This is a genomic window from Mesorhizobium sp. Root157 (genome assembly GCF_001427385.1).
GTDB lineage: Bacteria > Pseudomonadota > Alphaproteobacteria > Rhizobiales > Rhizobiaceae > Mesorhizobium.
The window spans coordinates 102,947-122,614 of the sequence record NZ_LMGJ01000002.1 but is presented as its reverse complement, the minus strand read 5'-3'; the positions used below and the strand labels follow the sequence as shown (position 1 = coordinate 122,614).

Genomic DNA, 19,668 nt, shown 5'->3' with positions numbered 1-19,668 from the left:
TTCGGGATTTCACAACGTCGATCGGAAAGGCTTATATGAGGTCGAAATCTGGCGACTTCGAGATGCAAAATCCCGACCGGAAATTCGATGCCACTGATTATGTCGTAAAACTTTGCACTAAGCAGCGAACACAGCCGGCTTGCCGGTATCCTCGGCGAGTGCTTTCTCGACCTCCACGAGTTGTTCGTGCTTCTCCGCAAGTTCACCGGAGTAAGGAAATGCGCCATCCTCGCGTGATCGGTATGACGCGAGACGTCGCTCGGCGTCGGCGAGACGCTGACGATAGCGATCCTGTTCGCTCTCGAACCCGACAAGTGCATGCTCAAGGCGGGCGATTGCACCAAGTGGCGTGGTCGTGATCGGAAGTTCGATTTCGGAATCGGCGCCGGTGCGCATCAGCATCGCTGAATAGCGATAGCCACCACCACCAAAACGTTCGCCGGAATATTCCAGATCGAACCCGCCGATCGAGGCGATAACGGTTTCACCTTGCTGCTGGAACTGCACGAGCGTCAGGATTTCCTTCATCAGCGCCCGGCCGGCGCGTTTGCGTTCGGTGAATGCTTTGTCGCCAACATCGATGGCGAATGCTTCGCCAGCCGTTGGCACGAGCCGCTTGATATCCTGGCCGATCTCCGCGATCCGCTGCGTCGCGTATTCGATGCCCCGCTCGGCATCGCGGATTTGCCGGCGAACAGCATGTTCATCATCGATATGTGCGGCCCGTAGCCGCTCCAGCCGGGCGATGTCGGCTTCGAGTCCTGCCTTTTGCATCAGGCGCGGGTCGCCCGAGGCGATCGCCTTGGCCATGGCGAACTGGCTCGCCTGCCCCTCGCCCATATCCTCCAGCCGGCGGATCGAGGTGTCACCGGAGAGTGCGGCAGTGATGAACCGGGCCTTGCGCTCGTTGTTCTGCCACATCTGAGCGTCCATCGAGCCCTCGGTGGCATAAGCGAAGATGTCGATGACATCGTGCTGGTTGCCCTGCCGCAGGATACGACCTTCGCGTTGCTCGATCTGGGACGGCAGCCAAGGCACGTCGAGATGATGCAGCGCCTTCAGCCGCAGCTGCACGTTGACGCCGGTGCCCATGGTCTCTGAACTGCCGATCAGGAAGCGAATCTTGCCGGCGCGGACATCACCGAAGAGGCGCTGCTTGGCCTCCGATTTCTTATGGTCCTGCATAAAGGCGATTTCCGACGATGGAACGCCCATGCGCACCAGTTCATCGCGAATCCAGCGATAAGCCGAGAAACCTCTGGTCTTTTCGACATGGATGGTGCCGAGATCCGAGAAAATCATCTGGGCAGCGCCCGGAAGCTCGAACGGTTTGCCATCGGAACGGACGTAAGCGTTGTCCACCGTCTCCTGCCAGATGCGGAAAGCGTTCGAGACCAGGTCGTTAAGCTTGTTGTCCGGCTCGTTGTCGTTGCCAGAATCGACCAGACGCAGGTCGATCGCGGCATGCCGACCATCCGTGATGACCGAAAGCAAAATATCGTCACCGGGCTCCGGCGGCCGGTCGCGTTCCTCTATGGCTTTGATGCGGGCATCGAGCACCATCTGGTAGCGCTTGAAAGCAGCGGATGGTTTAGCGGTGATGATCTGACGCATGCCGGTCGAGAGCGTCGGCACCTTGACGTATTCGCGCAGGTCCTCTGGCATCACCACATCCGCGAAGCTGCGGAACATGGCGATCAGTTCGGGCACGTTGACGAAGGTGGCGAAGCGCGTCACCGGCTTGTATTTACCGGAGGGTTGAAGCTCGAGTTCCGTGGTGACGTCGCCGAAGGTCGAGGCCCAGGCATCGAACTCGTGCAGGCCACGCTGCGACAGGGCCTCGTAACCGAGATAGCGCTGCACCGAAAACATCTCGCCCAGCGTATTGGTGATCGGCGTGCCTGAGGCGAGCACCAGCGCCCTGCCCGGATTCTTCGTCTCGACAAAGCGGGATTTGACATAGAGGTCCCAGGCTCGCTGCGATCCGTTTGGATCGACGCCCTTCAATGTGCTCATATTCGTGGCGAAGGATAGCTTCCTGAACTCCTGCGCCTCGTCAACGATAATCTGGTCGACGCCGATCTCGGAGATGGTGAGCAGGTCGTCCTTACGTGTCGCGAGACCTTCCAGCCGTTCCTTGAGACCCTCCTTCAGGCGCTCGAGGCGCTTGCGCGAGACGCGGTCGTCGCTTTCGACCTTGGTGAGCAGGGTTTCATAGAGCTCCAGTTCGTCCTGGATCATCTGCTGTTCGAAGGCCGACGGCACGCCGATAAAGCGAAACGCCGAATGCGTGATGATGATGGCATCCCAGGTCGCGGTGGCCGCGCGCGACAGGAAGCGATGGCGTTTATCCTTGGTGAAGTTCGTTTCGTCGGCGACGAGAATACGCGCTGTCGGATAGAGCGCCAGGAACTCGCGCGCAACCTGCGCCAGGCAATGGCCGGGCACGACCAGCATCGCCTTGGCGATCAATCCCAGGCGGCGTTGTTCCATGATAGCGGCGGCGATGGTCATCGTCTTGCCGGCGCCGACGGCGTGGGCCAGATAGGTCGCGCCGGCCGAGATGATGCGCCAGATGCCGCGCTTCTGATGCCCATAAAGACAAAAGGCGCCAGAGGCGCCCGGTAGCTGGAGATGGTCGCCGTTGAATGTTCGAGGGGCTATGTTGTTGAAACGATCATTATAGACCCGCGCCAGCCGGTCGGTGCGATCCGGATCTGACCAGATCCAGTTCTGGAACGCCGTCTTGATTTTATGGAGCTTTTCTTTGGCTGCCTCGGTTTCGACGACATTCAGCACGCGCTTCTCGCTATCGCCCTCCTTGATGGTGTCGAATATCTGCGGCACGCGGCTGTTCAACGCATCGGCGATTAGTTCGCCGGCATGGCGGCGATCCGTGCCCCATTCCGATGTGCCGGCCGCCATCCAGCCAAGTTGTCGGGCCTCGACCGTCCATGAGGCCAGTTCCGGCATATGGTGGATTTTTATGTCCGCGCCCATCGTCTCGTGCACGAAGGCGACAACATCGACCGCTGGTATCCATGGTGCTCCGAGACGGGCGGTGATGTCGGAAGGTCGCAGATCTGCCGGCTGCACGTCGATCAAGGCGCGTACATTGCGCTCAATGGCGGGGTCGAGCGACGCAGCTGCTTGCGCCACCTTCAGCTTGTCGCGGACCTGGCCGGAGAGATAGGCGTCGGCCGTTTGCCATGAACCACTTTCGGAATCACGGAAGATCGCGTCGCCCAGATCGGCAATGACGTTCTCGACATCAGCGTGAAGCAACTCCGCGATGTGATCGATGTCCACATGGCCACGCTCGTTGAGCACCACAGCCAGCGCATCGCCAGCACTGGTGATGACCGGCGGCGCGGGCCGTGAAATCACCCGCTCGCTGAAGATAGGGCCGGGCCTTGCTGTGTCGGTCTCGAGATCGTAGTCCTCGATCGACGCCACCAGCCAGCAATCGGGATCGTCGAGGAACGGTTGGAGGTTCGGCCGGCGATGCGTCTCACGGCTGTCGCCGGTCACGGGGTCTTCGGTGATCGAGACGACCGTGGCGTTGATCGGGCCGAATTCACGGACGAAGCCGGCCCAGGCGATCCGCAGCCGGACCTGAATGTCCCTCCAGGGCTGGTCCAGCTCCTGTGCCTTCAAGACCGCGCGCACGGCATCGCGAACCGGGATCAGCTTCCTGATAATCCGGACGTGCTTTTCTGGGATGCCGTCACCGCCGCATCCCGTGCGGACCTTGATCGCAACCGGTTCGCCGTCGATAACCTGCATCAGGCATCGGGCGCTATCGACGAAGAAGCTGCCCTCGCGCACATGCTGGTCAGACGGTAGATCGACGATTTTTTGATCGCCCGCATCCTCCACATCGAAATCGATTTCCGTGGGCTCCCCATCGCAAAGGGCTTCCGGAAGCAGATGGACAGCGGCGGACAATGCCGCCTCGAGGTTCACGCCGGCACGAGGCAGGCATGTGTAGGTTTCGCCGAAGGGACCGGAGGTTAGCGCATGCGTGCCGAGCACGAAATCCGGATGCCGCACGAACCACCGGTTGACGCGAATTGCAGCTTCGTCTTCCGTCGAGGGACGAACCTCCTCGAGGTCGAGCCAGGTCTGGTCGCCTTCCGGCTCGCCGGCCTTTCGCTTGCGGAAGAACAGCACATCGACCACGACGTCCGTGCCCGCATCGGCACGGAAGCTGCCCTCGGGCAGCCGGATCGCCGCGATCAGGTCCGCGGTCCTGGCAATATGCTCACGCGCGGAACAATCCGATTTATCCAGCGTGCCGGAGTTGGTGACAAATGCCGCTAACGCGCCGGGCTTCAACAGATCGATCGACCGCGCCATGAAATAGTCGTGCAGCCTGAACGACAACGAACGATAGGCGCGATCGGAACGCACCGTCCGATCCGAAAACGGCGGATTGCCGATGGCGAGGTCGAAGTTTTTCGGCAATTCCGTCCGCGCGAAATCGCCGACGACGATGCGTGCCCTTGGTTGCAGCAGCCCGACAATTCTTGCCGTAACAGGATCGATCTCGATGCCGGTAACGTGGCTCCGATCGCGCAGGGCTTCCGGCATCAGCGCCGGAAACAACCCCGTGCCAATGCCCGGGTCCAGCACCCGGCCGCCGCGCCAGCCAAGGCGCTGGAGGCCGGACCAAATCGCCCGGACAATAAACTCCGGTGTGAAATGGGCATATTGGGTGCAGCGGGCGAGCGAGGCATAATCGAGTTCGCCGACCACATCCTCCAGTTCGGAGCCGATCTCCTTCCAGCCCGCGCGGAATTCGGCCGCGCCCGGCCGGCGGAACACGCCATTGGCGAGGTCCGACGCCCCGAAGCCGGTGAACTTGACCAGCTGTGCCTGCTCCTCGGCCGTGGCCGGACGCTCCTCGGCCTCAATCTGAGCAGCCAGGCGAATGGCGGCGAGATTTTCACGTGCGCGCTGCTTCCAGCCTCTCGCGAGGCCGCGGCTATCGGCGAGATAATAATTCTCACCACGCGTCATGCGCAGCGGCGAACTGACACTGCGCTGCATCGGCCGCGCCAGCACGACAGCCGCCGGAGAAGATGGCGTCGAATCATCGACGTCGTCTGCCGCAAAGTCATCGGCGAAAGCCGTGACGCCAAGGCCGAGGGCGGATGAAAGAGCGGTATTGCCGAACAGGTTGAGCGTGAAGGGATCGTCGTTAGACATTGAGTTCCTCCTTGGAATGCAGGCGTGCGCGATCCCGCGATCGAAGCGATCGGCCACGCGAGGCGCACGAGGATTGGTGAAAAGGGCTAGCGGGTGATCAGGGAGATCGAGATCTCGTTCTGGCTGAGCCGCAGATTGAGGTGGGTCGCGCGAAAATCCCGGTCGAACAACGGGATCATCCGTTCGGCCTCGATGTATTCGATGCCATCGTCGCCGCCAAAATGGCGGTGCTTGTAGTCAAACCAGTCGGGATTGCCGACCGGATGGCACTGCTCCGAGTAGAGCACGAGCGGCCGCTGCCCCTTCGCGAGTCTGCCGTTGGAGCAAAGGTAAACCCCTTGGTCGCCGACCAGCCAGAGCCCAGGCTTCTCGCCCTCACCGGGCTTCACGCCGTAGTAGGGATTGCGGAACCCACCATTGGCGGCGGCATCGGCAATGCCGCGGTCGATGAGCTTGCGCACCGCCCTAATCGGAAATGTGAACATTGCCCCACCTCAAGCCGCAACGCGTTCGGAAAGGTGACGCAGATGGACCGGCAGCTTCGCCGCGATCTCGTCCTCGGTGAGATCGTCGAGCAGCTTGAGCATGGTGCCCTGCCCGCCGCCATAACAAAGCACGGTGCGCTTGCCGCGATATTCGGGCATCCAACGCTCGCCGGCATAACCGCGATAGTCATCATGCGTGGCGCTCCAGATATGTTCGATGCGCTCTTCGTGCGTCGTCGCCTTTACCGGCCAGGACTCACGTTCAACGATGGCGTCACGCATTGCGGCCGGCGACCGGGCGACGTTGAGGTCGCAATAGCCATGAAAATACCGGACCCGGCCGTCGATGCGCAGCGTATAGAAGATGCTGGTGATGCTATCGGTGAGGAATTCGCGCAGCGCGAACATGTCGCCCCGCATCCACAGCGGCGGCAGGATGTCGAGCATGTAGTCGTGCTCGACGCGACCCACCTCGAACCACTCCCCTGAATAGAGGGGGCCGGCATTGCCGTCGAAACGGTTGGGCCGCTTTGCATGACGGTCGAACAGGCGAAACATCTGCCGGCGATCGGTGATACCCTGGTAGATCTTGCGGATCGGAGAAGCGGGGTTCATGGTGGCTCCTTCAGCCTCGTCGGGCCGAAGCGTGGCTCATCCCTCGTGGATCACCATCATCTTCAGCCCTTCCTGACCCCTCCTCCGCGGCCGCCTCTCCGTCCGGGCGGGTCAAGTGCCGGCAAAGCCGGGCGAAGCTTCACACTTGACGCGGCCGGCGGGCATGCGGCAGCCGGTTTTCATTTCCATTTCTCTTCTTCCTCCCCCTCCTCAAAGTTGGCCGCATGGGCGGACTTGTGATCGTCGGGTTCATCATCGATCAGATGAGCTCCAGACGCCCCACGGTCGGTCTGGAATGGTTCCGCGGCAAATTCCTCGGCTTGGAGGGAACCTATGCTGATGAACGTAGGGGAGAAATCGTGCTGGGAATCTACGCCCCGAGGCTGAGGACACCAATATCGAGGCGGTCAAAAGAACTGGGCGCGCTCTTGCGCACCGAGTTGACGATGTCGAAGCCGATGCCCCCAGTTCTGGCCCCCGGCACGATGACCTGAATAGCCAGTCCTGTCAGGCGGATACTGCATCCTGCAGCATCACGTTCCAGTCTTCTGCAGCTGGCTTCAATCGCTCGAAGTCGCAGGAAAGTTCGCCGGCAACCTCGCGCAGCCGCGAGACAAACGCCTCTCCCTGCGGATTGGCATCGGTAGCCGCGACAAGACGCATGTCCGGCCGCGCCGACAGTGCGCGTAGAGCAGCCTCAGTCGCCGGCGCCCAGCCGCCACCGGTGCTGACATAAAGCGTGTCGCGGCGGACACGTTCGATCGCGGCAAGGCTCATGGCATCGATGGCCGCTTCCGTCACACAGATGCGAACCGCATCCTTGAGGCCGAACCGGAACAACACCTTGCTGCTGCCGGCTGCAAAGCCGCGCCATTCGAGACCGCGCTCCTCCCAGCCGGTGACAGCGCCGTCATCGCCCTGATGTGCTGCCCACATGCTGCCCCGCGGTCCTTCCCGCAAAAGGTTCTGCGCAATGGCTGAGCGGATAATTTGTTCGGGAACGTGCCGTTCGTCACGCAGATACCGCCAGGTCGCCGACCCGCGCCACGGCTTGCGCCGCGCCGCCCAACGATCCGGGATTGACTGGTCAGGCTCCATCACCCGCGACGCCCGCGGCCACTTCGGTTCAGTCGTCTCGAACTCGACCAGGGAGGCCACCTGCACAAATGCCTCCAGGAAATCGCAGCCGTCGAGATGCTGGGCCAGCGAATAGACATCGCCCTTGGCGTCCGAGAGCGGGTCGAACCAGCCCTTGCCGTGATGGATGACGATGATGATCTCGTCACCACGACGGTATTTTATCGCCTTGCGCGTGCTCTGCTTGAGGTCGACAGCAAAGCCGTCGCTCTCCAGCACGGCCGCACAACCCACCCGGCTTCGCAGTTCTTCAATATCCGCTTTTTCCATTCTTTTCTCCCGGCCACCTTCCGGCCGGCCTTTCTCAACTATACCTCTTCCGCATATTTCGCGGAGCACTCCAGACAGCCGCATCGAGCAAAGGGCGCAAGGGCACGGCTTTAGCCGTGGCGCAGCTTCCCTTGCGGCCTGCCGCTTGCTTGCGGCACTGCTCGATCCCGACATCGTAGAAATCGACGGCGTCCTGCGAAATGCGAGAAACTTCTGATCGGACGTGGACAATGTGTCAGGAAACGAAATCCAGTTCCCGAACCTTGAGAACGCCGTATTCGTCGTCATCGACCTTGAAGAGAATGGCTTCCGTCACAGTCAGGTCGTCCAGATCGTTGAGAAACAGCAGCGCGACTTCGACTCTCTCACGCTGCGTTCGGGTACTGGCAAGGCAGGCGCGCGCATCGCGCAAGCGTTCGCGTTCTTCGAATCTGGCCAGCACCTCGTCGAGTTGCGTTCAGCAACCGCAATCGAGATGAGCCTTGTCCAACGCGATAGTCAGGCGGTACACGAGATCGATGCCTCGCGGTGCGCCGCCTTGATGGTTGAAACAGGTGATATTGGGCATGGCTCTGCCTTCCCGTCGTACTAGGCTCAAGCGGCAATTTGGCAGGGCCGTAGATGTGCAGCGACCCCCACAGCATTCCTGATTCTGCAAGCATTTTTACGCAGCCAGGGCGATGCAGGGTTGATCCCGGGCAAACACGGAAGCGAATTCAGCTTATGCCGAGATAACGGCCGGGACGGTGGTTGATGGCAATAATCATGTTGAGGATGACGGCGCTTACAACTGAAAGCACGATGCTATCAGGGCTTAGCACGAAAAATGATGCACCAAGAATGGCGAGATCCACGACAAGCTGGAAGTAGCCGGCGCGGATGCCCCAGGTCTCCTGCAGGAACATGGCCAGGATGTTGACGCCGCCTAGGCCGGTGCGGTGACGAAACAGCATCAATAGGCCGGTGCCGCACAAAGTACCCGCAATGACCGCAGCGTAGGCCGGGTCGAGCCTCGAAAAGTCGATCCAGTCCATCGTAAGGCGCGAAAACAGCGAGACCAAGCTGACGGCGGCGAAGGTGCGCAAGGTGAACCGCCAGCCCATCCGCTTCAGGCCGAGATAATAGAATGGCAGGTTGATGAGCGAGAAGCCGAGCCAAAAAGCGATGCCGGAGGTGTATTGCAACAGCAGGGCGACGCCAGCCATCCCTCCAACCAGAAGAACGGCCTTGGAATAAATCACCGTGCCCAGCGCCACCATCAGCGTGCCGAGGACAAGCGCCAGCGCGTCCTCGTGCAGGCCATGCTTTTCGCTCAGTGCCGCCTCCATGCGAATGATCCTCGAACCCTGTCGGCACCGATGCCAATGGGTGGACATATGATGCCGGCCCAGGAAAGAATCTTTGCGGCGTGTCAAACATCAAACCCTCCTGTGGCGTTACAGGCGTAGCAATGGCATCAAGGAGGCGATCAGCTGGTCCGAAACAATCGACCTCAACCGAAGGTAGCGTCCGTCAATGTGACGTAATTTCGGGGAGCGATGCGGGTTCCGCTTTGCCGGCAATGCCTTTTATCATTCTTGCCGCCTACTTCTTCGCCAAATCTGCGCCTGTGCTGCATGAGCAGCCTGCCGCAAGCCAGACGTTCGGCAAGGCCATCCGCGACTGGCGCGACAAGCGCCCCATCAGCTGCAAGGGCAAGATCGCGGCGCTGGTCACCGTGGAGCAGACGCTGGTTTGTCACTTGCAATGAGTACCGTCCTCAGGATTGTCGCCATCCGCTGGTGTGGAGCGACAACCTTCATCCTGACGCGCAAAGCGGCTTGATCCTGCTCACAGGCGGCCGCGCCAGCGCTAGCAACACCTCCATCTCTGGAAGGGGTGAAAGGTGCCCGGTTCGATCTTGCACAAATATGCCAAAGCGCGGCTTCCGCGTTATACGAGCCATCCTACCGCACCTCATTTTTCCAATGCCGAAGGACCCGGAACTTGTGGCGACTGGCTGGCGACGCTGCCGGCAAACGTGTGATTTTTCGTGGAATGAGGACCCTATTTAAGGAGTGATTTTCGCCCAAGCGGGGTCAGGCTCAATCTCGCTGCATGTGCAGGGTGATGTCGCGCAGTTTTCGAGAGTGAAACAGCGCGACGGAACAGAGACTTGGGTCGACGAGATTGGCGCCGGCGGGGTTCGTCGTTGAACAGGCTGAGATCGACACGGGGAGCGAGCAAAAACGGCCGCGCTATTTACTTTGTCGGCTAATGAAACAGAAATGATGAACTGTGACGAAGATGAGGATGGCATAGCGGCACCGTTCGCCGACTTTACCATAGGCCGATACGAGCCCGATGAACCGGCGGGGCAGCCCGTCGCTTTGATCTGGGGCCAATCTTCTTCCATTGGCCAGCCGAGAGATTGAAAAACCTTTATTTCTGCATTGCAGACGAGGCGCCGGTAGAACGCGTCCATGTCGGCGAGGTTGTCTGCGGCAAACGCAGTTCTCAGGCCCGGCCTCGCCTGACATCATCGAAAGGCTAGAACGCAGCGGCAAGGAAGTGGTGCTGTCCACTTTGGCTGCGCCGGCAACGACGCGGGAACGCCATGCGGTCGAAGATCTGTGTGCTGACGAACGGCTGGTCGGAATAAACGACATCACCGCCCTGCCCGCCTGTGCCAGCAGGCAATTCGTCACCGGACCATTCCTCAACGTCTATAACGAGGCGATCCGGCGGGGTTTTTCAGCTCCTTTCCAAAATCTCTGCAAAGTTGGCGCTGTTGGCGCAGAAGCCTTGATAGTGGCTGGCAAAGCTGGATCCCATGAGTTCTTTACGGCACCGGCTCCGATGCGGGCAGGTCACGCAACTCCTTTGCATGTCTCGGTACCAGGCGATGTGTTCGGAGCTAAATTGATCTTGCTCGATGTCGAGTGTGCGCATGGCACAAGATAAAAGGTCCTGCGAAGCAAATCTGTGTCGCATGGCGCTGCCAAACTCGAACGACGTCAGGTTCCAGTCACGCAACGTACGGGAACGGTCCTCCGGTGCGATCTGCTCCAACTCGCGAAGTGACGACGCTCTCGCCATCCAATCCTTGACATACACGACGGCGAAATTGGTTACAGTATGGATTGCGTTGATCATCTGGGCCTCCTTCTGCCAGCGGGCGCAAAAACCTGATCGTTTATTGATAGGGCAAACGCTCACCAAGTTCTTTGACCCAGAACAAAAACACAGCCGCTTCCAAGCGAGAGTTGCTCGGACTGGCGGGAGTAGCTGCACGTTTTCCTGATCAACGTTGGTGATCGACTATCGCCAGAATATGCTGGCAGGTATGCAGCCGGCTGCAAGTTTGCTGTGATCCGTCAGGCTCCATCGCTTTTCTGTTTACGATAGAACTCGATGAATATCCGTCCCGACTCGGTGAAGGCGACATGATGGGGAGTTCCCTCCTCGATGACGTGAAGCAATCCCCAGGTGCCGGCTTTCGTGGCGTGCGCGGTCTGGAATTTTGCAGGCAGCATCTCAGGCGTGAACTCTGGCGAGCGGCCATAGGCCTCGAAGGCATGTGCATCGGGATCGCCGTCATCTTTCCTTTCCTGTTTCACGTTGCTAGCGGTAAAGTCGTTCTTGAAAAAGATATACACAGGAGGCACCTTTATCCTCCGCGAAGATCAGGAAATTCGCAGATGCAATTGACCAATTTTTCCGACTACGCGCTGCGCGTGCTGATGTTTGCCGCGGCGCATGGTGATCGACTGATCACCATAGAAGAAACCGCGGAGGTCTACGGGATTTCGCGGGCGCACCTGATGAAGGTCGTCAACCAGCTTACCCGTTCCGGCTTTCTCAAGTCGGTTCGCGGGCGCTTTGGTGGGCTGTCACTGGCCAGTTCTCCCGAGCAGATCAATCTTGGCGATGTCCTGCGCGTGACCGAACCGAACTTTGGGCTGGTCGAATGCTTCACCGCGGACAATCGCTGCATATTGACGCCGCGTTGCAAGCTGCGCGGGATTCTCCATGAAGCACTGACTGCCTTCACCGGGACCCTCGACCGCTATACGCTTGCCGATCTCATTCTAAGTCCGGAGGATTTTGGCCTCCGGCCGGCGGCATGAGATGAAACGTACCGAATTTGGCCCGCGATATCCACGGGTTCATCGTCGCTTACACGCTCCACCCGCCTCGAAATGCTTACAAAACGTCTTTCGCAAACCGCCATATCGACTCGACGACATGCCGTAGGGATGTGCATATCGAGGAAGCGCCGGCTATGATTCACCTCCAAATGTTAGCACCGCCCTGGCCAAGCAGGCTTGCCACCTTGCCAAGCAGACCGGGCCGGTCATCGCTGGCTAGCCGAAGCGAGACGATGCGGCCCTCACGCTCCAACTCGCGCATCATGATTCCGGCTCGCAGGCGCGTGTCAATATTTCCACCGCACAACACCAGCCCCACCTTGCGCCCGGCATATCGGTCAGGTTCCTTCAACATTGCGGCAAGCCCGGCCGCTCCGGCTCCTTCGGCCATGTGTGGTGTAGGCCGGCATAGCCGTTGACGGCACGTTCGATCAGATTCTCACCCACAGGCACGATGTCGGCAACGAGGCTGCGGAGGACCGGCAGTGTCAATTCGCCAACGGTCTTGACCGCGATGCCCTCGGCCAGCGTCGGCCCGCCGATCGGCCGATCCTGCCCGTCCATCACATTGAAGAAGGAAGGAGCTGCGGGCCGCTCTCGGCATCGGGATCGAAACGATAGACTTCCAATGCACGTGTTGGGGCCTCGGCGTTCTTTGCAGGCCATGTGCGCCCGCGAGCGATCCTGGAAGCAGCCTCGACACCCCAGTTCAATGGCAGGAAGGATTTCACAGCGCACCTCCGCTTGGCGATTGTGACTCGATCAGCCATAAGATATATTCACCGTAGTTCTTTTCGGCGGTGAAATTAAGCTCTCAAAGGGTAGATTTCGTGCTCCCGCTTATACGGCAAACGCCGCGTCTTTCGGCCAGGTCGGGGTTTCCTCCATGTCTTACAACGAACGTTCCAAGCACATCACCCAAGGCGTCGCCCGCTCGCCCAACCGGGCCATGTATTATGCGCTCGGCTACGAGAAGGCCGATTTTGACAAGCCGATGATCGGCGTCGCCAACGCGCACTCCACCATCACGCCGTGCAATGCCGGCCTGCAGCCGCTCGCCGACGCGGCGATTGCCGCCATCAGGCAAGCCGGCGGCAATCCGCAGGTGTTCGGCACGCCGACCATTTCGGACGGCATGTCCATGGGCACGGAAGGCATGAAATATTCGCTGGTGTCGCGCGAGGTGATCGCCGACTGCGTCGAAACCTGCGTGCAGGGCCAGTGGATGGACGGGGTGCTGGTTCTCGGCGGCTGCGACAAGAACATGCCGGGCGGCATGATCGGCATCCTGCGCGCCAACGCGCCGGCGATCTATGTTTATGGCGGCACCATCAAGCCCGGCCGCTGGAAGGGCCAGGACCTTTCCATCGTTTCCGCCTTCGAAGCGGTCGGCGCGGTCATGGCCGGCACCATGAGCGAGGAGGATTTCGAGGGCATCGAGTGCAATGCCTGCCCTTCCACCGGCTCCTGCGGCGGCATGTATACCGCCAACACGATGAGTTCCTCGTTCGAGGCGCTCGGTATGTCGCTGCTTTATTCCTCGACCATGGCCAGCCCCGACCGGGAAAAGCTCGAAAGCGCCGCCGAATCCGGCCGCGTGCTGGTGGAGGCGGTGAAAAAGAACATCAAGCCGCGCGACATCGTCACGCGCAATTCGATCGAGAACGCGGTCGCCCTTATCATGGCGATCGGCGGCTCCACCAACGCGGTGCTGCATTATCTCGCCATCGCGCATGCCGCCGAGGTCGAATGGACGCTGGACGATTTCGAGCGGGTGCGCCGCAAGGTGCCGGTGCTGTGCGACCTGAAGCCTTCCGGCCACTATATGGCGGTCGACCTGCACCAGGCCGGCGGCATCCCGCAGGTGTTGAAGCTCCTGCTCAACGCCGGCCTTTTGCACGGTGACTGCCTGACCGTCACCGGCCGCACGCTGGCCGAGGAACTGGCCGATGTGCCCGACGCGCCGAGCGCCGACCAGCATGTCATCATGCCGATCGACAAGGCGCTTTACCGGCAGGGGCATCTCGCCATTCTCAGGGGCAATTTGGCCGAGGACGGCGCGGTCGCCAAGATCACCGGCCTGAAGAGCCCGGCGATCACCGGTCCCGCTCGCGTCTTCGACGACGAACAGTCGGCGATGGAGGCGATCCTCGCCGACAATATCCGGCCCGGCGACGTGGTGGTGCTGCGCTATCTCGGGCCGAAAGGCGGTCCCGGCATGCCGGAAATGCTGGCGCCCACCTCGGCGCTGGTCGGGCGCGGCCTTGGCGAAAGCGTCGGCCTCATCACCGACGGGCGCTTTTCCGGCGGGACCTGGGGCATGGTGGTCGGCCACGTCGCGCCGGAAGCCTATGTCGGCGGCACGATAGCGCTGGTCGAGGAGGGCGACACCATCACCATCGATGCGCGCAAGCTGTTGCTGCAACTGGAGGTGAGCGAGGCCGAGATCGCCCTCCGCCGCGCGGCGTGGAAAGCGCCCGAACCGCGCTATACGCGCGGCGTGCTGGCCAAGTTTTCAGCGCTTGCCCGCCCTGCCAACGAAGGCGCGATCACCGGGTAGAACGTGCATCGAGACTGAAACCGATCATGAGCCATTTCGTTCTCATCACCTTGCATCTTTTTGCCGCCATCGCCTTTGTCGGCACGGTGTTCTTCGAGGTTATGATCCTCGGTAGCGTGCGAAAGGCTGTGGGACGGGAGGGGATGCGGCCGGTGGAAATTGCGATCGGCGTCCGCGCCCGCCAGCTGATGCCGTTCGTCATCCTGGTCCTTTATTGCGCCGGCATCGGCATGGCCTGGCAATACCGCGCAGATCTCGCGCACCCCTTCTCCTCCAGCTTCGCCACGCTTCTGACGCTCAAGATACTGCTCGCCATAAGCGTGCTCGCGCATTTCATCACCGCCGTCACACTTGCGGCACGCGGCCGGATGCGAGCGCGGCAATCGCACATCATCCATCTGAGCGTGTTTTGCCATGTCGTGCTGATCGTCTTCCTGGCGAAGGCGATGTTCTACGTCACCTGATAGAGTCGGGCGTCATGGTCGCACGCGATGACGGCTCTATGCCGCGGTGTGGCGGGTCAGGATGAAGGCAGCGGCAGCGGATACCGTCAGGGCCTGCAGGCCTACAATGGCAAGATCGACAGCGAGAACGAGCGAGTCGGCCAGCGACAACGCCATGGCGAGCACGCTCGTCACCTTGCTCCTGCGGCTGATGGCGCCATGAGTACGCCAGTCGCGGATTGCCTTGCCAAACGTGCGGCTGTTGAGGAGGCGGTGACGAGCGCGCGAAGTAGAACGCCGCAAGGATGGCAAAGGGCGTGGCGGGCAGCAACGGCAGCGCCACACCGAATCCTGCCAGCACCAGGCTGGCCAAGCCCGCGATCAGCCACACGACGCGCATCGGTCATTCCCAATGGCTAGGCGACGTGTTCTGTTGCCGCGAATCTGGGGAACAAAATGTTGTTCTCCAGATGGATATGCTGCATCAGATCTTCGGCGAGTTGGGCGGTGCCGACATAAAGCGCCCGCCAGGAATTGCATGCGCCCTCCGGAGGTGAAAACTCTTCGGTCAGGGTCTCCACCTGACGCAGCAGCGCGCCGTGATCGTCATGTTGGTGACGCAAGTTCAGGATGGGGGCGTCAAGCGCTTGCGAGGCCTGCTGTCGCATCGCCGGAAACAGGTGCTTCTCCTCCTCGATCATATGGCTCTCCAGCTCCTCTTCCATCCGCTGAAGTACGACGGCAAGTCCTGCGGGTACCTTTGGATGGTCGCGGTGCACCGCTTCGACCTTGCGCGACAAGGCGATGAGTTCCGGTAGTGCGCGGCGATGCGCGTGATGGTAGCGGCTCTCTATATGATCGATCAGCCGTGCACTGTCCATTTCCACCGCCGCGCCAGACGCGTCGATGTCGAGTGCGGCCGCGCCTGTTCGATCGGCTCGACATCGATGCCGCGCTTCTGCGCCGCCTCGGTAAGCATGAGATCACCATTGCAGCAGAAGTCGATCTTGAAGCTGCGGAACACGGCGGTGGCGCCGGGTAGTTTTGCGGCGATATCGCCGACAGTGAGCGTGCGCAGTTGAGCTTGTGGGGCTTGAGTGGTCATGGTCGTAACTCCCTGCTTTCGATTGGAGGGCTTATTGGTTGTAAGAAAGGATGACTTGCGCACCATCTTAGGCAGCTTCGGCGGGCAACGGTGACGGGGCAATAGTGGTCCCGAGGCTAACCTTGTTGCGTGCTTCCAACGACCGCAGGAACCGCCGCACGAAAAACAGCGTTACCAGAAGCAGGCCGGGATAGCCGACACCGCCCATGACATAAGGGATCAGCGCGCTGCCTTCCTGCACGGTGTTCAGGTTGAAGGACAGCAGGCCAAGCGTGATTATGGCGCCGAAGATCCACATGGCGAGCAGCCAGATGCCGGTTTCCCAGCCGGTGAGCCGCCTGCCCCAGCCGGAAGGCGCCGGAGCCTCTGTAGCGACGGTGGCGGCTGAAGGCTGACGCAGGCCGAGTGTGATCAGATCGTAGACGATCAGGCAGACTCCCGCGGCGAAGATGAGGCCGAACAACGGCACCATTGCCTTGGTGAACAGCATGGCCGGGCCGACGTCGCCACCGAACCAGTCGAGGCCGAGCGTTCGGTAGACGAACACCTGGATCGTGCCGCCGATGGCAAAGGCAAAACCCAGCCCCAGCATGCCGGTGAAGACCAGCCAGAAAGCGAGCTTGCCAGGCCGCTGGTCGAAATTCGTCACGCCGCGCATGACCGGAACCGCATAATAGGCCGCCGCCAGGCCGAGCATGCCGAAGGTGCCGAAAAGGGCCAGATGCGCGTGGCTCGCGGTCACCCAGGTGCCGTGCGACCACACATTGGTCAGCGCGAACGTCATGGTAAAGCCGAGGATGCCAGCCCCCACCTGTTCCAGCACCACGGATCCGAGCAGGAAGGCGAAGGCCGGCATGTTAGGGATCGGCTTCCCGTCCTGATGGGCGTCGAGATAGATGTGCCAGAAGCAGAAGATCAGCGGCAGCGGCTCCAGCGCGCTGAACAGCGAGCCCCAGAACTGCCAGAACTCCGGCGTGCCGATCCAGAAATAGTGATGCGCATTGCCGATCAGCCCCGACAGCCACACCAGTGAGATTCCCCAGAATACGGCATAGCCGACAGATTTCACGTCGGCCTTGAACAGGAGCACCAGCAGGAAGCCGACCAGCGCGATGTGGATCACCTCCCACACGCCCTCGACCCAGTAATGCACGACGTACCAGCGGAAATACTCTTGCAGGTCGAGCCGTTCGACGAAGAACATGCCGAACACCCACACCAGCGTTAGCGCCACGACACCGAGGCCAAGGCCCCAGTGGATCTCGTTCCATTGCGAGATCGGCGGGAAGGTGCGCAACACGACGTAACAGAGGATGGCAAAGCCGACGAATATGACCATATCGGCGATGCGGCCGGCTTCCAGATACTCCAGGCCCTCCTGCAACATGGGCTGGCCCATCCACCAGCCGGCGACGCCCTGCTGCGCCAGTATTTGGGTGGCCAGGTTCCACGCCACCACGGCCAGAAGCGCATAGAACAGGAACTTGATCAGCCACGGCGCTGCCAGTTCACGCTTCGACAAGAGCGGGCCGACGAACAGGATCGTGCCGATGAAGCCGCACAGAATCCAGAAGATCGCCAGGTTGAGGTGCTGGGTGCGGATGACGTTGAAGTTCAGCGTTCCGGCTAGCAGCATCGGGTCAAGATGCTGGGCCGAAAGCAGAAGGCCGAGAGCGGTCTGGAAGAAGAACAGTACCAGCATGACCATGAAGAAGCGCAGGGAAAGGCGCTGGGTCTGGTATTCAATCCTGAACATGGCTCAATTCCCCCCAAGGCTGCGGATATAGGCGACGATGTCGGCGATCTGGTCCGCATCGAGTATCTCGGCGAAGGACGGCATGACGCCGGCCTCGTACCCCTCGACGACCCTTGCCTCGGGCTTCAGGATCTTTTCGGTGAGATAGGCGTCATCGGCCACCACGCTCGACCCGTCGGCAAGCTTGACGGTCGAACCATAAAGGCCATCCCAGCCCGGCCCGACGAGATTCTCCTTTGTCGGAGCATGGCAGGCGGTGCAGCCATTCTCTTCGACCAGTTCGGCCCCGTGCGCGGTCGCCGATTTTGGTGTCGCGGTCGCCTGGCCAGCTTCTTCGGTCGGCGCAAGCGCTGCCTGCCTTGCCGCCACGGGCATCGGCGTCGCCTCACGAAACGTCAGCCCGTCGACCTTCGGCACGGGCGGCCAGCCTTCGGTGTTCATTTCTGAGGTGTATTTCAGGAACGCCACCAGTTCCTGTACGTCGCTACGGCTGAATGGCAGGTTCGGCATATGCGTAGCGGTGCCGCCCCGCCGGTCGATGCGCTCGGCGGCGGCCGGATATTTTTCCATATAGGCCTCGATGGTGTCGACACCGGCTTCGCCGGCAATGGCTTTGTCTTGCAGTTTGAGCTTCACTGCACCGCTCGCCGGCCACGCGCCCGCCGAGGGTAGAAACGCTTCGAGCCAAGCCGGCCCGACCGCGGCGTAAAGCTTGGTCAGGTCCGGCCCGAAATAGGCTCCATTGCCGACGATGGTGTGGCAGCCCATGCAATTATAGGCTTGGATGACACGCTTTCCGGCAACGGCATCAACGCCGGCATAGTCGACTGCGGAAGGAACTGCCTGCCCGCGTGAATCAAGGAAGGAAACAGCCGACAACGCTACGAAAATGAGCGCCATCAGACCAAGGGCGGCGAGCGCACGCCGACGCTTCACACCCTCGTAGCAAAGTTCGCCCGGCTTGCAGCTCATGCTACGTCCTCCTTGCAACCGGACTCGCCACAGCCGCAGGCCGCCGAGCTTTTCTCCCGCTCCAGCGCATCATGCTCGAACAACGTGCGCAGGCTGCCGAGGAAGACATAAAAGACGTAGACGGCGAGAATGAACCCCAGGATGAAGTATGCTAGCCACATGGTCCGCGATTCCGGCCAGTAGCCGAAATCACGCCAATAGGGCCATGACAGCGCGAGGCTCGCGCCGCTGGCCACAACCGCTATCGATAGCCGGATGATGCGCTGTGCAGACATTTCCCCCTCCACACGGAAGTTGCTTGGTTGCTGGACTGCGCTGCGATGCAATCGAGGTCGCCGGATGCACGTCCCCCACGGTGCGCATGTCAAAAATGGACAAACGCGCCCGAAATAGGTATTTATGATGTAAATTCATAGCCGTGTTAATTCGCATTGTAAATGCCAATTAAAGGAATCTTATGCGACTTGCTGCTTTCACCGACTATGGCCTGCGGGTCCTGATGCGGCTTGCCGGAACACCGGATGAACCGTCGACCACTGCGCGTATCGCGGAGGAGTTCCATATTCCCTACAACCATCTCACCAAGGTCGTGCAGGATCTCGCCCGCGGCGGCTTCGTTACGACCCAGCGCGGGGCTGGTGGCGGCATCCGGCTGGCGCGGCCGGCCGAGGCGATTACGCTGGGGGAAGTCGTGCGCCACCTGGAAGACCGTTACGACATGGTGGAATGTTTCCGGGCAGACGGCGGCGCCTGCCTGCTCAACCCGCTATGCCGGTTGAAGCCGCAGCTGGTTGCCGCGCGCGAAGCTTTTCTGGCCGAACTCGATAAGACCAGCGTCGCCCAATGCGCTTATCCTGGACTCGCTTCAGGCAAGGCTGCCGCGCCGGCCATGCTGGAAACCAATTAGAGCGCGGCCGCCCATCCATTCTCCGGCGTGGCATTGGAGAGGATATACGGTACCTTCACGCCGCCCGCTCGTCCCCG

21 protein-coding genes and 1 pseudogene are annotated in these 19,668 nt (G+C 60.9%); 7 read left to right on the top strand and 15 right to left on the bottom strand.

Features of this window, described 5'->3' with window-relative positions; all coding sequences use genetic code 11:
- Positions 1–117: 117 nt before the first annotated feature.
- The 3 genes from ASD64_RS03160 to ASD64_RS03150 form a co-directional block, all read right to left on the bottom strand.
- Entirely contained in the window at positions 118–5,211 is a 5,094-nt protein-coding gene (locus tag ASD64_RS03160) for a helicase-related protein (RefSeq protein WP_056100572.1), read from the bottom strand.
- An 86-nt stretch (positions 5,212–5,297) separates the two neighbouring features.
- Positions 5,298–5,696 carry a DUF3085 domain-containing protein gene (locus tag ASD64_RS03155; protein WP_056100570.1) on the bottom strand — a complete coding sequence of 133 codons (399 nt, stop codon included), beginning with the start codon at positions 5,694–5,696 and terminating at the stop codon, positions 5,298–5,300.
- Between the two features lie 9 nt (positions 5,697–5,705).
- Positions 5,706–6,311, bottom strand: a complete 606-nt coding sequence (locus tag ASD64_RS03150; protein WP_056100565.1) for a DUF1419 domain-containing protein — start codon at positions 6,309–6,311, stop codon at positions 5,706–5,708.
- A gap of 224 nt (positions 6,312–6,535) precedes the next feature.
- On the opposite strand from ASD64_RS03150, the gene ASD64_RS03145 reads away from it, so the two are divergent.
- Complete coding sequence (locus tag ASD64_RS03145; RefSeq protein ID WP_056100562.1) at positions 6,536–6,805, top strand: hypothetical protein; 270 nt, start codon at positions 6,536–6,538, stop codon at positions 6,803–6,805.
- 13 nt (positions 6,806–6,818) lie between these two features.
- Here ASD64_RS03145 and ASD64_RS03140 read toward each other — a convergent pair whose 3' ends face one another.
- Positions 6,819–7,718, bottom strand: a complete 900-nt coding sequence (locus tag ASD64_RS03140; RefSeq protein WP_056100560.1) for a DUF3991 and toprim domain-containing protein — start codon at positions 7,716–7,718, stop codon at positions 6,819–6,821.
- 223 nt (positions 7,719–7,941) lie between these two features.
- On the opposite strand from ASD64_RS03140, the gene ASD64_RS20870 reads away from it, so the two are divergent.
- On the top strand, positions 7,942–8,310 hold the full coding sequence (locus ASD64_RS20870) for a hypothetical protein (protein WP_156459983.1): 369 nt from the start codon (positions 7,942–7,944) through the stop codon (positions 8,308–8,310).
- Between the two features lie 124 nt (positions 8,311–8,434).
- On the opposite strand, the gene ASD64_RS03130 is transcribed toward ASD64_RS20870, so the two are convergent.
- Positions 8,435–9,046 (bottom strand): YitT family protein, encoded by a 612-nt coding sequence (locus ASD64_RS03130; RefSeq protein ID WP_056100554.1) that lies wholly within the window; start codon positions 9,044–9,046, stop codon positions 8,435–8,437.
- A gap of 233 nt (positions 9,047–9,279) precedes the next feature.
- Here ASD64_RS03130 and ASD64_RS21230 point away from each other — a divergent pair, with 233 nt between their 5' ends.
- Positions 9,280–9,468 (top strand): DUF454 family protein, encoded by a 189-nt coding sequence (locus ASD64_RS21230; protein WP_056100551.1) that lies wholly within the window; start codon positions 9,280–9,282, stop codon positions 9,466–9,468.
- 983 nt (positions 9,469–10,451) lie between these two features.
- On the opposite strand, the gene ASD64_RS20865 is transcribed toward ASD64_RS21230, so the two are convergent.
- Both ASD64_RS20865 and ASD64_RS03115 read right to left on the bottom strand, forming a co-directional pair.
- Positions 10,452–10,853: a hypothetical protein gene (locus ASD64_RS20865; protein ID WP_056100548.1), complete on the bottom strand. Its 402-nt coding sequence runs from the start codon at positions 10,851–10,853 to the stop codon at positions 10,452–10,454.
- A gap of 221 nt (positions 10,854–11,074) precedes the next feature.
- Positions 11,075–11,356 (bottom strand): DUF1971 domain-containing protein, encoded by a 282-nt coding sequence (locus ASD64_RS03115; RefSeq protein ID WP_056100545.1) that lies wholly within the window; start codon positions 11,354–11,356, stop codon positions 11,075–11,077.
- Positions 11,357–11,398: 42 nt separating this feature from the next.
- Here ASD64_RS03115 and ASD64_RS03110 point away from each other — a divergent pair, with 42 nt between their 5' ends.
- Entirely contained in the window at positions 11,399–11,827 is a 429-nt protein-coding gene (locus ASD64_RS03110; protein WP_056100542.1) for an RrF2 family transcriptional regulator, read from the top strand.
- 160 nt (positions 11,828–11,987) lie between these two features.
- Here ASD64_RS03110 and ASD64_RS21885 read toward each other — a convergent pair whose 3' ends face one another.
- Positions 11,988–12,203, bottom strand: coding sequence for a hypothetical protein (locus ASD64_RS21885; RefSeq protein WP_056100539.1), 216 nt, complete (start codon positions 12,201–12,203; stop codon positions 11,988–11,990).
- Entirely contained in the window at positions 12,197–12,412 is a 216-nt protein-coding gene (locus ASD64_RS21880) for a hypothetical protein (protein WP_056100536.1), read from the bottom strand. The genes ASD64_RS21885 and ASD64_RS21880 overlap by 7 nt, the downstream gene beginning before the upstream one ends.
- A gap of 322 nt (positions 12,413–12,734) precedes the next feature.
- On the opposite strand from ASD64_RS21880, the gene ilvD reads away from it, so the two are divergent.
- The gene (ilvD, locus tag ASD64_RS03095; protein ID WP_056100533.1) at positions 12,735–14,408 is read left to right on the top strand and encodes a dihydroxy-acid dehydratase; all 1,674 of its coding nucleotides are present in this window, start codon (positions 12,735–12,737) and stop codon (positions 14,406–14,408) included.
- Positions 14,409–14,434: 26 nt separating this feature from the next.
- A complete protein-coding gene (locus tag ASD64_RS03090; protein WP_056100530.1) occupies positions 14,435–14,872 on the top strand; it encodes a CopD family copper resistance protein in 438 nt (145 codons plus the stop codon).
- Between the two features lie 36 nt (positions 14,873–14,908).
- Here the strand turns inward: ASD64_RS03090 and ASD64_RS20385 are convergent.
- The 6 genes and pseudogenes from ASD64_RS20385 to ASD64_RS03070 form a co-directional block, all read right to left on the bottom strand.
- A pseudogene (locus tag ASD64_RS20385) lies at positions 14,909–15,251 on the bottom strand (YbaN family protein).
- A gap of 16 nt (positions 15,252–15,267) precedes the next feature.
- A complete protein-coding gene (locus ASD64_RS03085) occupies positions 15,268–15,732 on the bottom strand; it encodes a hemerythrin domain-containing protein (protein WP_200957787.1) in 465 nt (154 codons plus the stop codon).
- Positions 15,714–15,956: a DUF542 domain-containing protein gene (locus tag ASD64_RS21335; RefSeq protein WP_200957786.1), complete on the bottom strand. Its 243-nt coding sequence runs from the start codon at positions 15,954–15,956 to the stop codon at positions 15,714–15,716. The genes ASD64_RS03085 and ASD64_RS21335 overlap by 19 nt, the downstream gene beginning before the upstream one ends.
- 67 nt (positions 15,957–16,023) lie before the next feature.
- The gene (locus tag ASD64_RS03080) at positions 16,024–17,712 is read right to left on the bottom strand and encodes a cbb3-type cytochrome c oxidase subunit I (protein WP_056100526.1); all 1,689 of its coding nucleotides are present in this window, start codon (positions 17,710–17,712) and stop codon (positions 16,024–16,026) included.
- A 3-nt stretch (positions 17,713–17,715) separates the two neighbouring features.
- Positions 17,716–18,684: a c-type cytochrome gene (locus ASD64_RS03075; protein ID WP_056100523.1), complete on the bottom strand. Its 969-nt coding sequence runs from the start codon at positions 18,682–18,684 to the stop codon at positions 17,716–17,718.
- Positions 18,681–18,959 carry a hypothetical protein gene (locus tag ASD64_RS03070; RefSeq protein WP_082549834.1) on the bottom strand — a complete coding sequence of 93 codons (279 nt, stop codon included), beginning with the start codon at positions 18,957–18,959 and terminating at the stop codon, positions 18,681–18,683. The genes ASD64_RS03075 and ASD64_RS03070 overlap by 4 nt, the downstream gene beginning before the upstream one ends.
- A gap of 182 nt (positions 18,960–19,141) precedes the next feature.
- On the opposite strand from ASD64_RS03070, the gene ASD64_RS03065 reads away from it, so the two are divergent.
- Positions 19,142–19,591 carry an RrF2 family transcriptional regulator gene (locus tag ASD64_RS03065; RefSeq protein ID WP_056100521.1) on the top strand — a complete coding sequence of 150 codons (450 nt, stop codon included), beginning with the start codon at positions 19,142–19,144 and terminating at the stop codon, positions 19,589–19,591.
- The last annotated feature ends 77 nt before the right edge of the window (positions 19,592–19,668 follow it).

Bases quoted from the DNA above. Each gene is read 5' to 3' on its own strand.
- ASD64_RS03160 (WP_056100572.1), bottom strand. From the start codon at position 5,211: ATGTCTAACGACGATCCCTTCACGCTCAACCTGTTCGGCAATACCGCT.
- ASD64_RS03155 (WP_056100570.1), bottom strand. From the start codon at position 5,696: ATGTTCACATTTCCGATTAGGGCGGTGCGCAAGCTCATCGACCGCGGC.
- ASD64_RS03150 (WP_056100565.1), bottom strand. From the start codon at position 6,311: ATGAACCCCGCTTCTCCGATCCGCAAGATCTACCAGGGTATCACCGAT.
- ASD64_RS03145 (WP_056100562.1), top strand. From the start codon at position 6,536: ATGGGCGGACTTGTGATCGTCGGGTTCATCATCGATCAGATGAGCTCC.
- ASD64_RS03140 (WP_056100560.1), bottom strand. From the start codon at position 7,718: ATGGAAAAAGCGGATATTGAAGAACTGCGAAGCCGGGTGGGTTGTGCG.
- ASD64_RS03130 (WP_056100554.1), bottom strand. From the start codon at position 9,046: ATGGAGGCGGCACTGAGCGAAAAGCATGGCCTGCACGAGGACGCGCTG.
- ASD64_RS21230 (WP_056100551.1), top strand. From the start codon at position 9,280: ATGCCTTTTATCATTCTTGCCGCCTACTTCTTCGCCAAATCTGCGCCT.
- ASD64_RS20865 (WP_056100548.1), bottom strand. From the start codon at position 10,853: ATGATCAACGCAATCCATACTGTAACCAATTTCGCCGTCGTGTATGTC.
- ASD64_RS03110 (WP_056100542.1), top strand. From the start codon at position 11,399: ATGCAATTGACCAATTTTTCCGACTACGCGCTGCGCGTGCTGATGTTT.
- ASD64_RS21885 (WP_056100539.1), bottom strand. From the start codon at position 12,203: ATGTTGAAGGAACCTGACCGATATGCCGGGCGCAAGGTGGGGCTGGTG.
- ASD64_RS21880 (WP_056100536.1), bottom strand. From the start codon at position 12,412: ATGGACGGGCAGGATCGGCCGATCGGCGGGCCGACGCTGGCCGAGGGC.
- ilvD (WP_056100533.1), top strand. From the start codon at position 12,735: ATGTCTTACAACGAACGTTCCAAGCACATCACCCAAGGCGTCGCCCGC.
- ASD64_RS03090 (WP_056100530.1), top strand. From the start codon at position 14,435: ATGAGCCATTTCGTTCTCATCACCTTGCATCTTTTTGCCGCCATCGCC.
- ASD64_RS03085 (WP_200957787.1), bottom strand. From the start codon at position 15,732: ATGGACAGTGCACGGCTGATCGATCATATAGAGAGCCGCTACCATCAC.
- ASD64_RS21335 (WP_200957786.1), bottom strand. From the start codon at position 15,956: ATGACCACTCAAGCCCCACAAGCTCAACTGCGCACGCTCACTGTCGGC.
- ASD64_RS03080 (WP_056100526.1), bottom strand. From the start codon at position 17,712: ATGTTCAGGATTGAATACCAGACCCAGCGCCTTTCCCTGCGCTTCTTC.
- ASD64_RS03075 (WP_056100523.1), bottom strand. From the start codon at position 18,684: ATGAGCTGCAAGCCGGGCGAACTTTGCTACGAGGGTGTGAAGCGTCGG.
- ASD64_RS03070 (WP_082549834.1), bottom strand. From the start codon at position 18,959: ATGTCTGCACAGCGCATCATCCGGCTATCGATAGCGGTTGTGGCCAGC.
- ASD64_RS03065 (WP_056100521.1), top strand. From the start codon at position 19,142: ATGCGACTTGCTGCTTTCACCGACTATGGCCTGCGGGTCCTGATGCGG.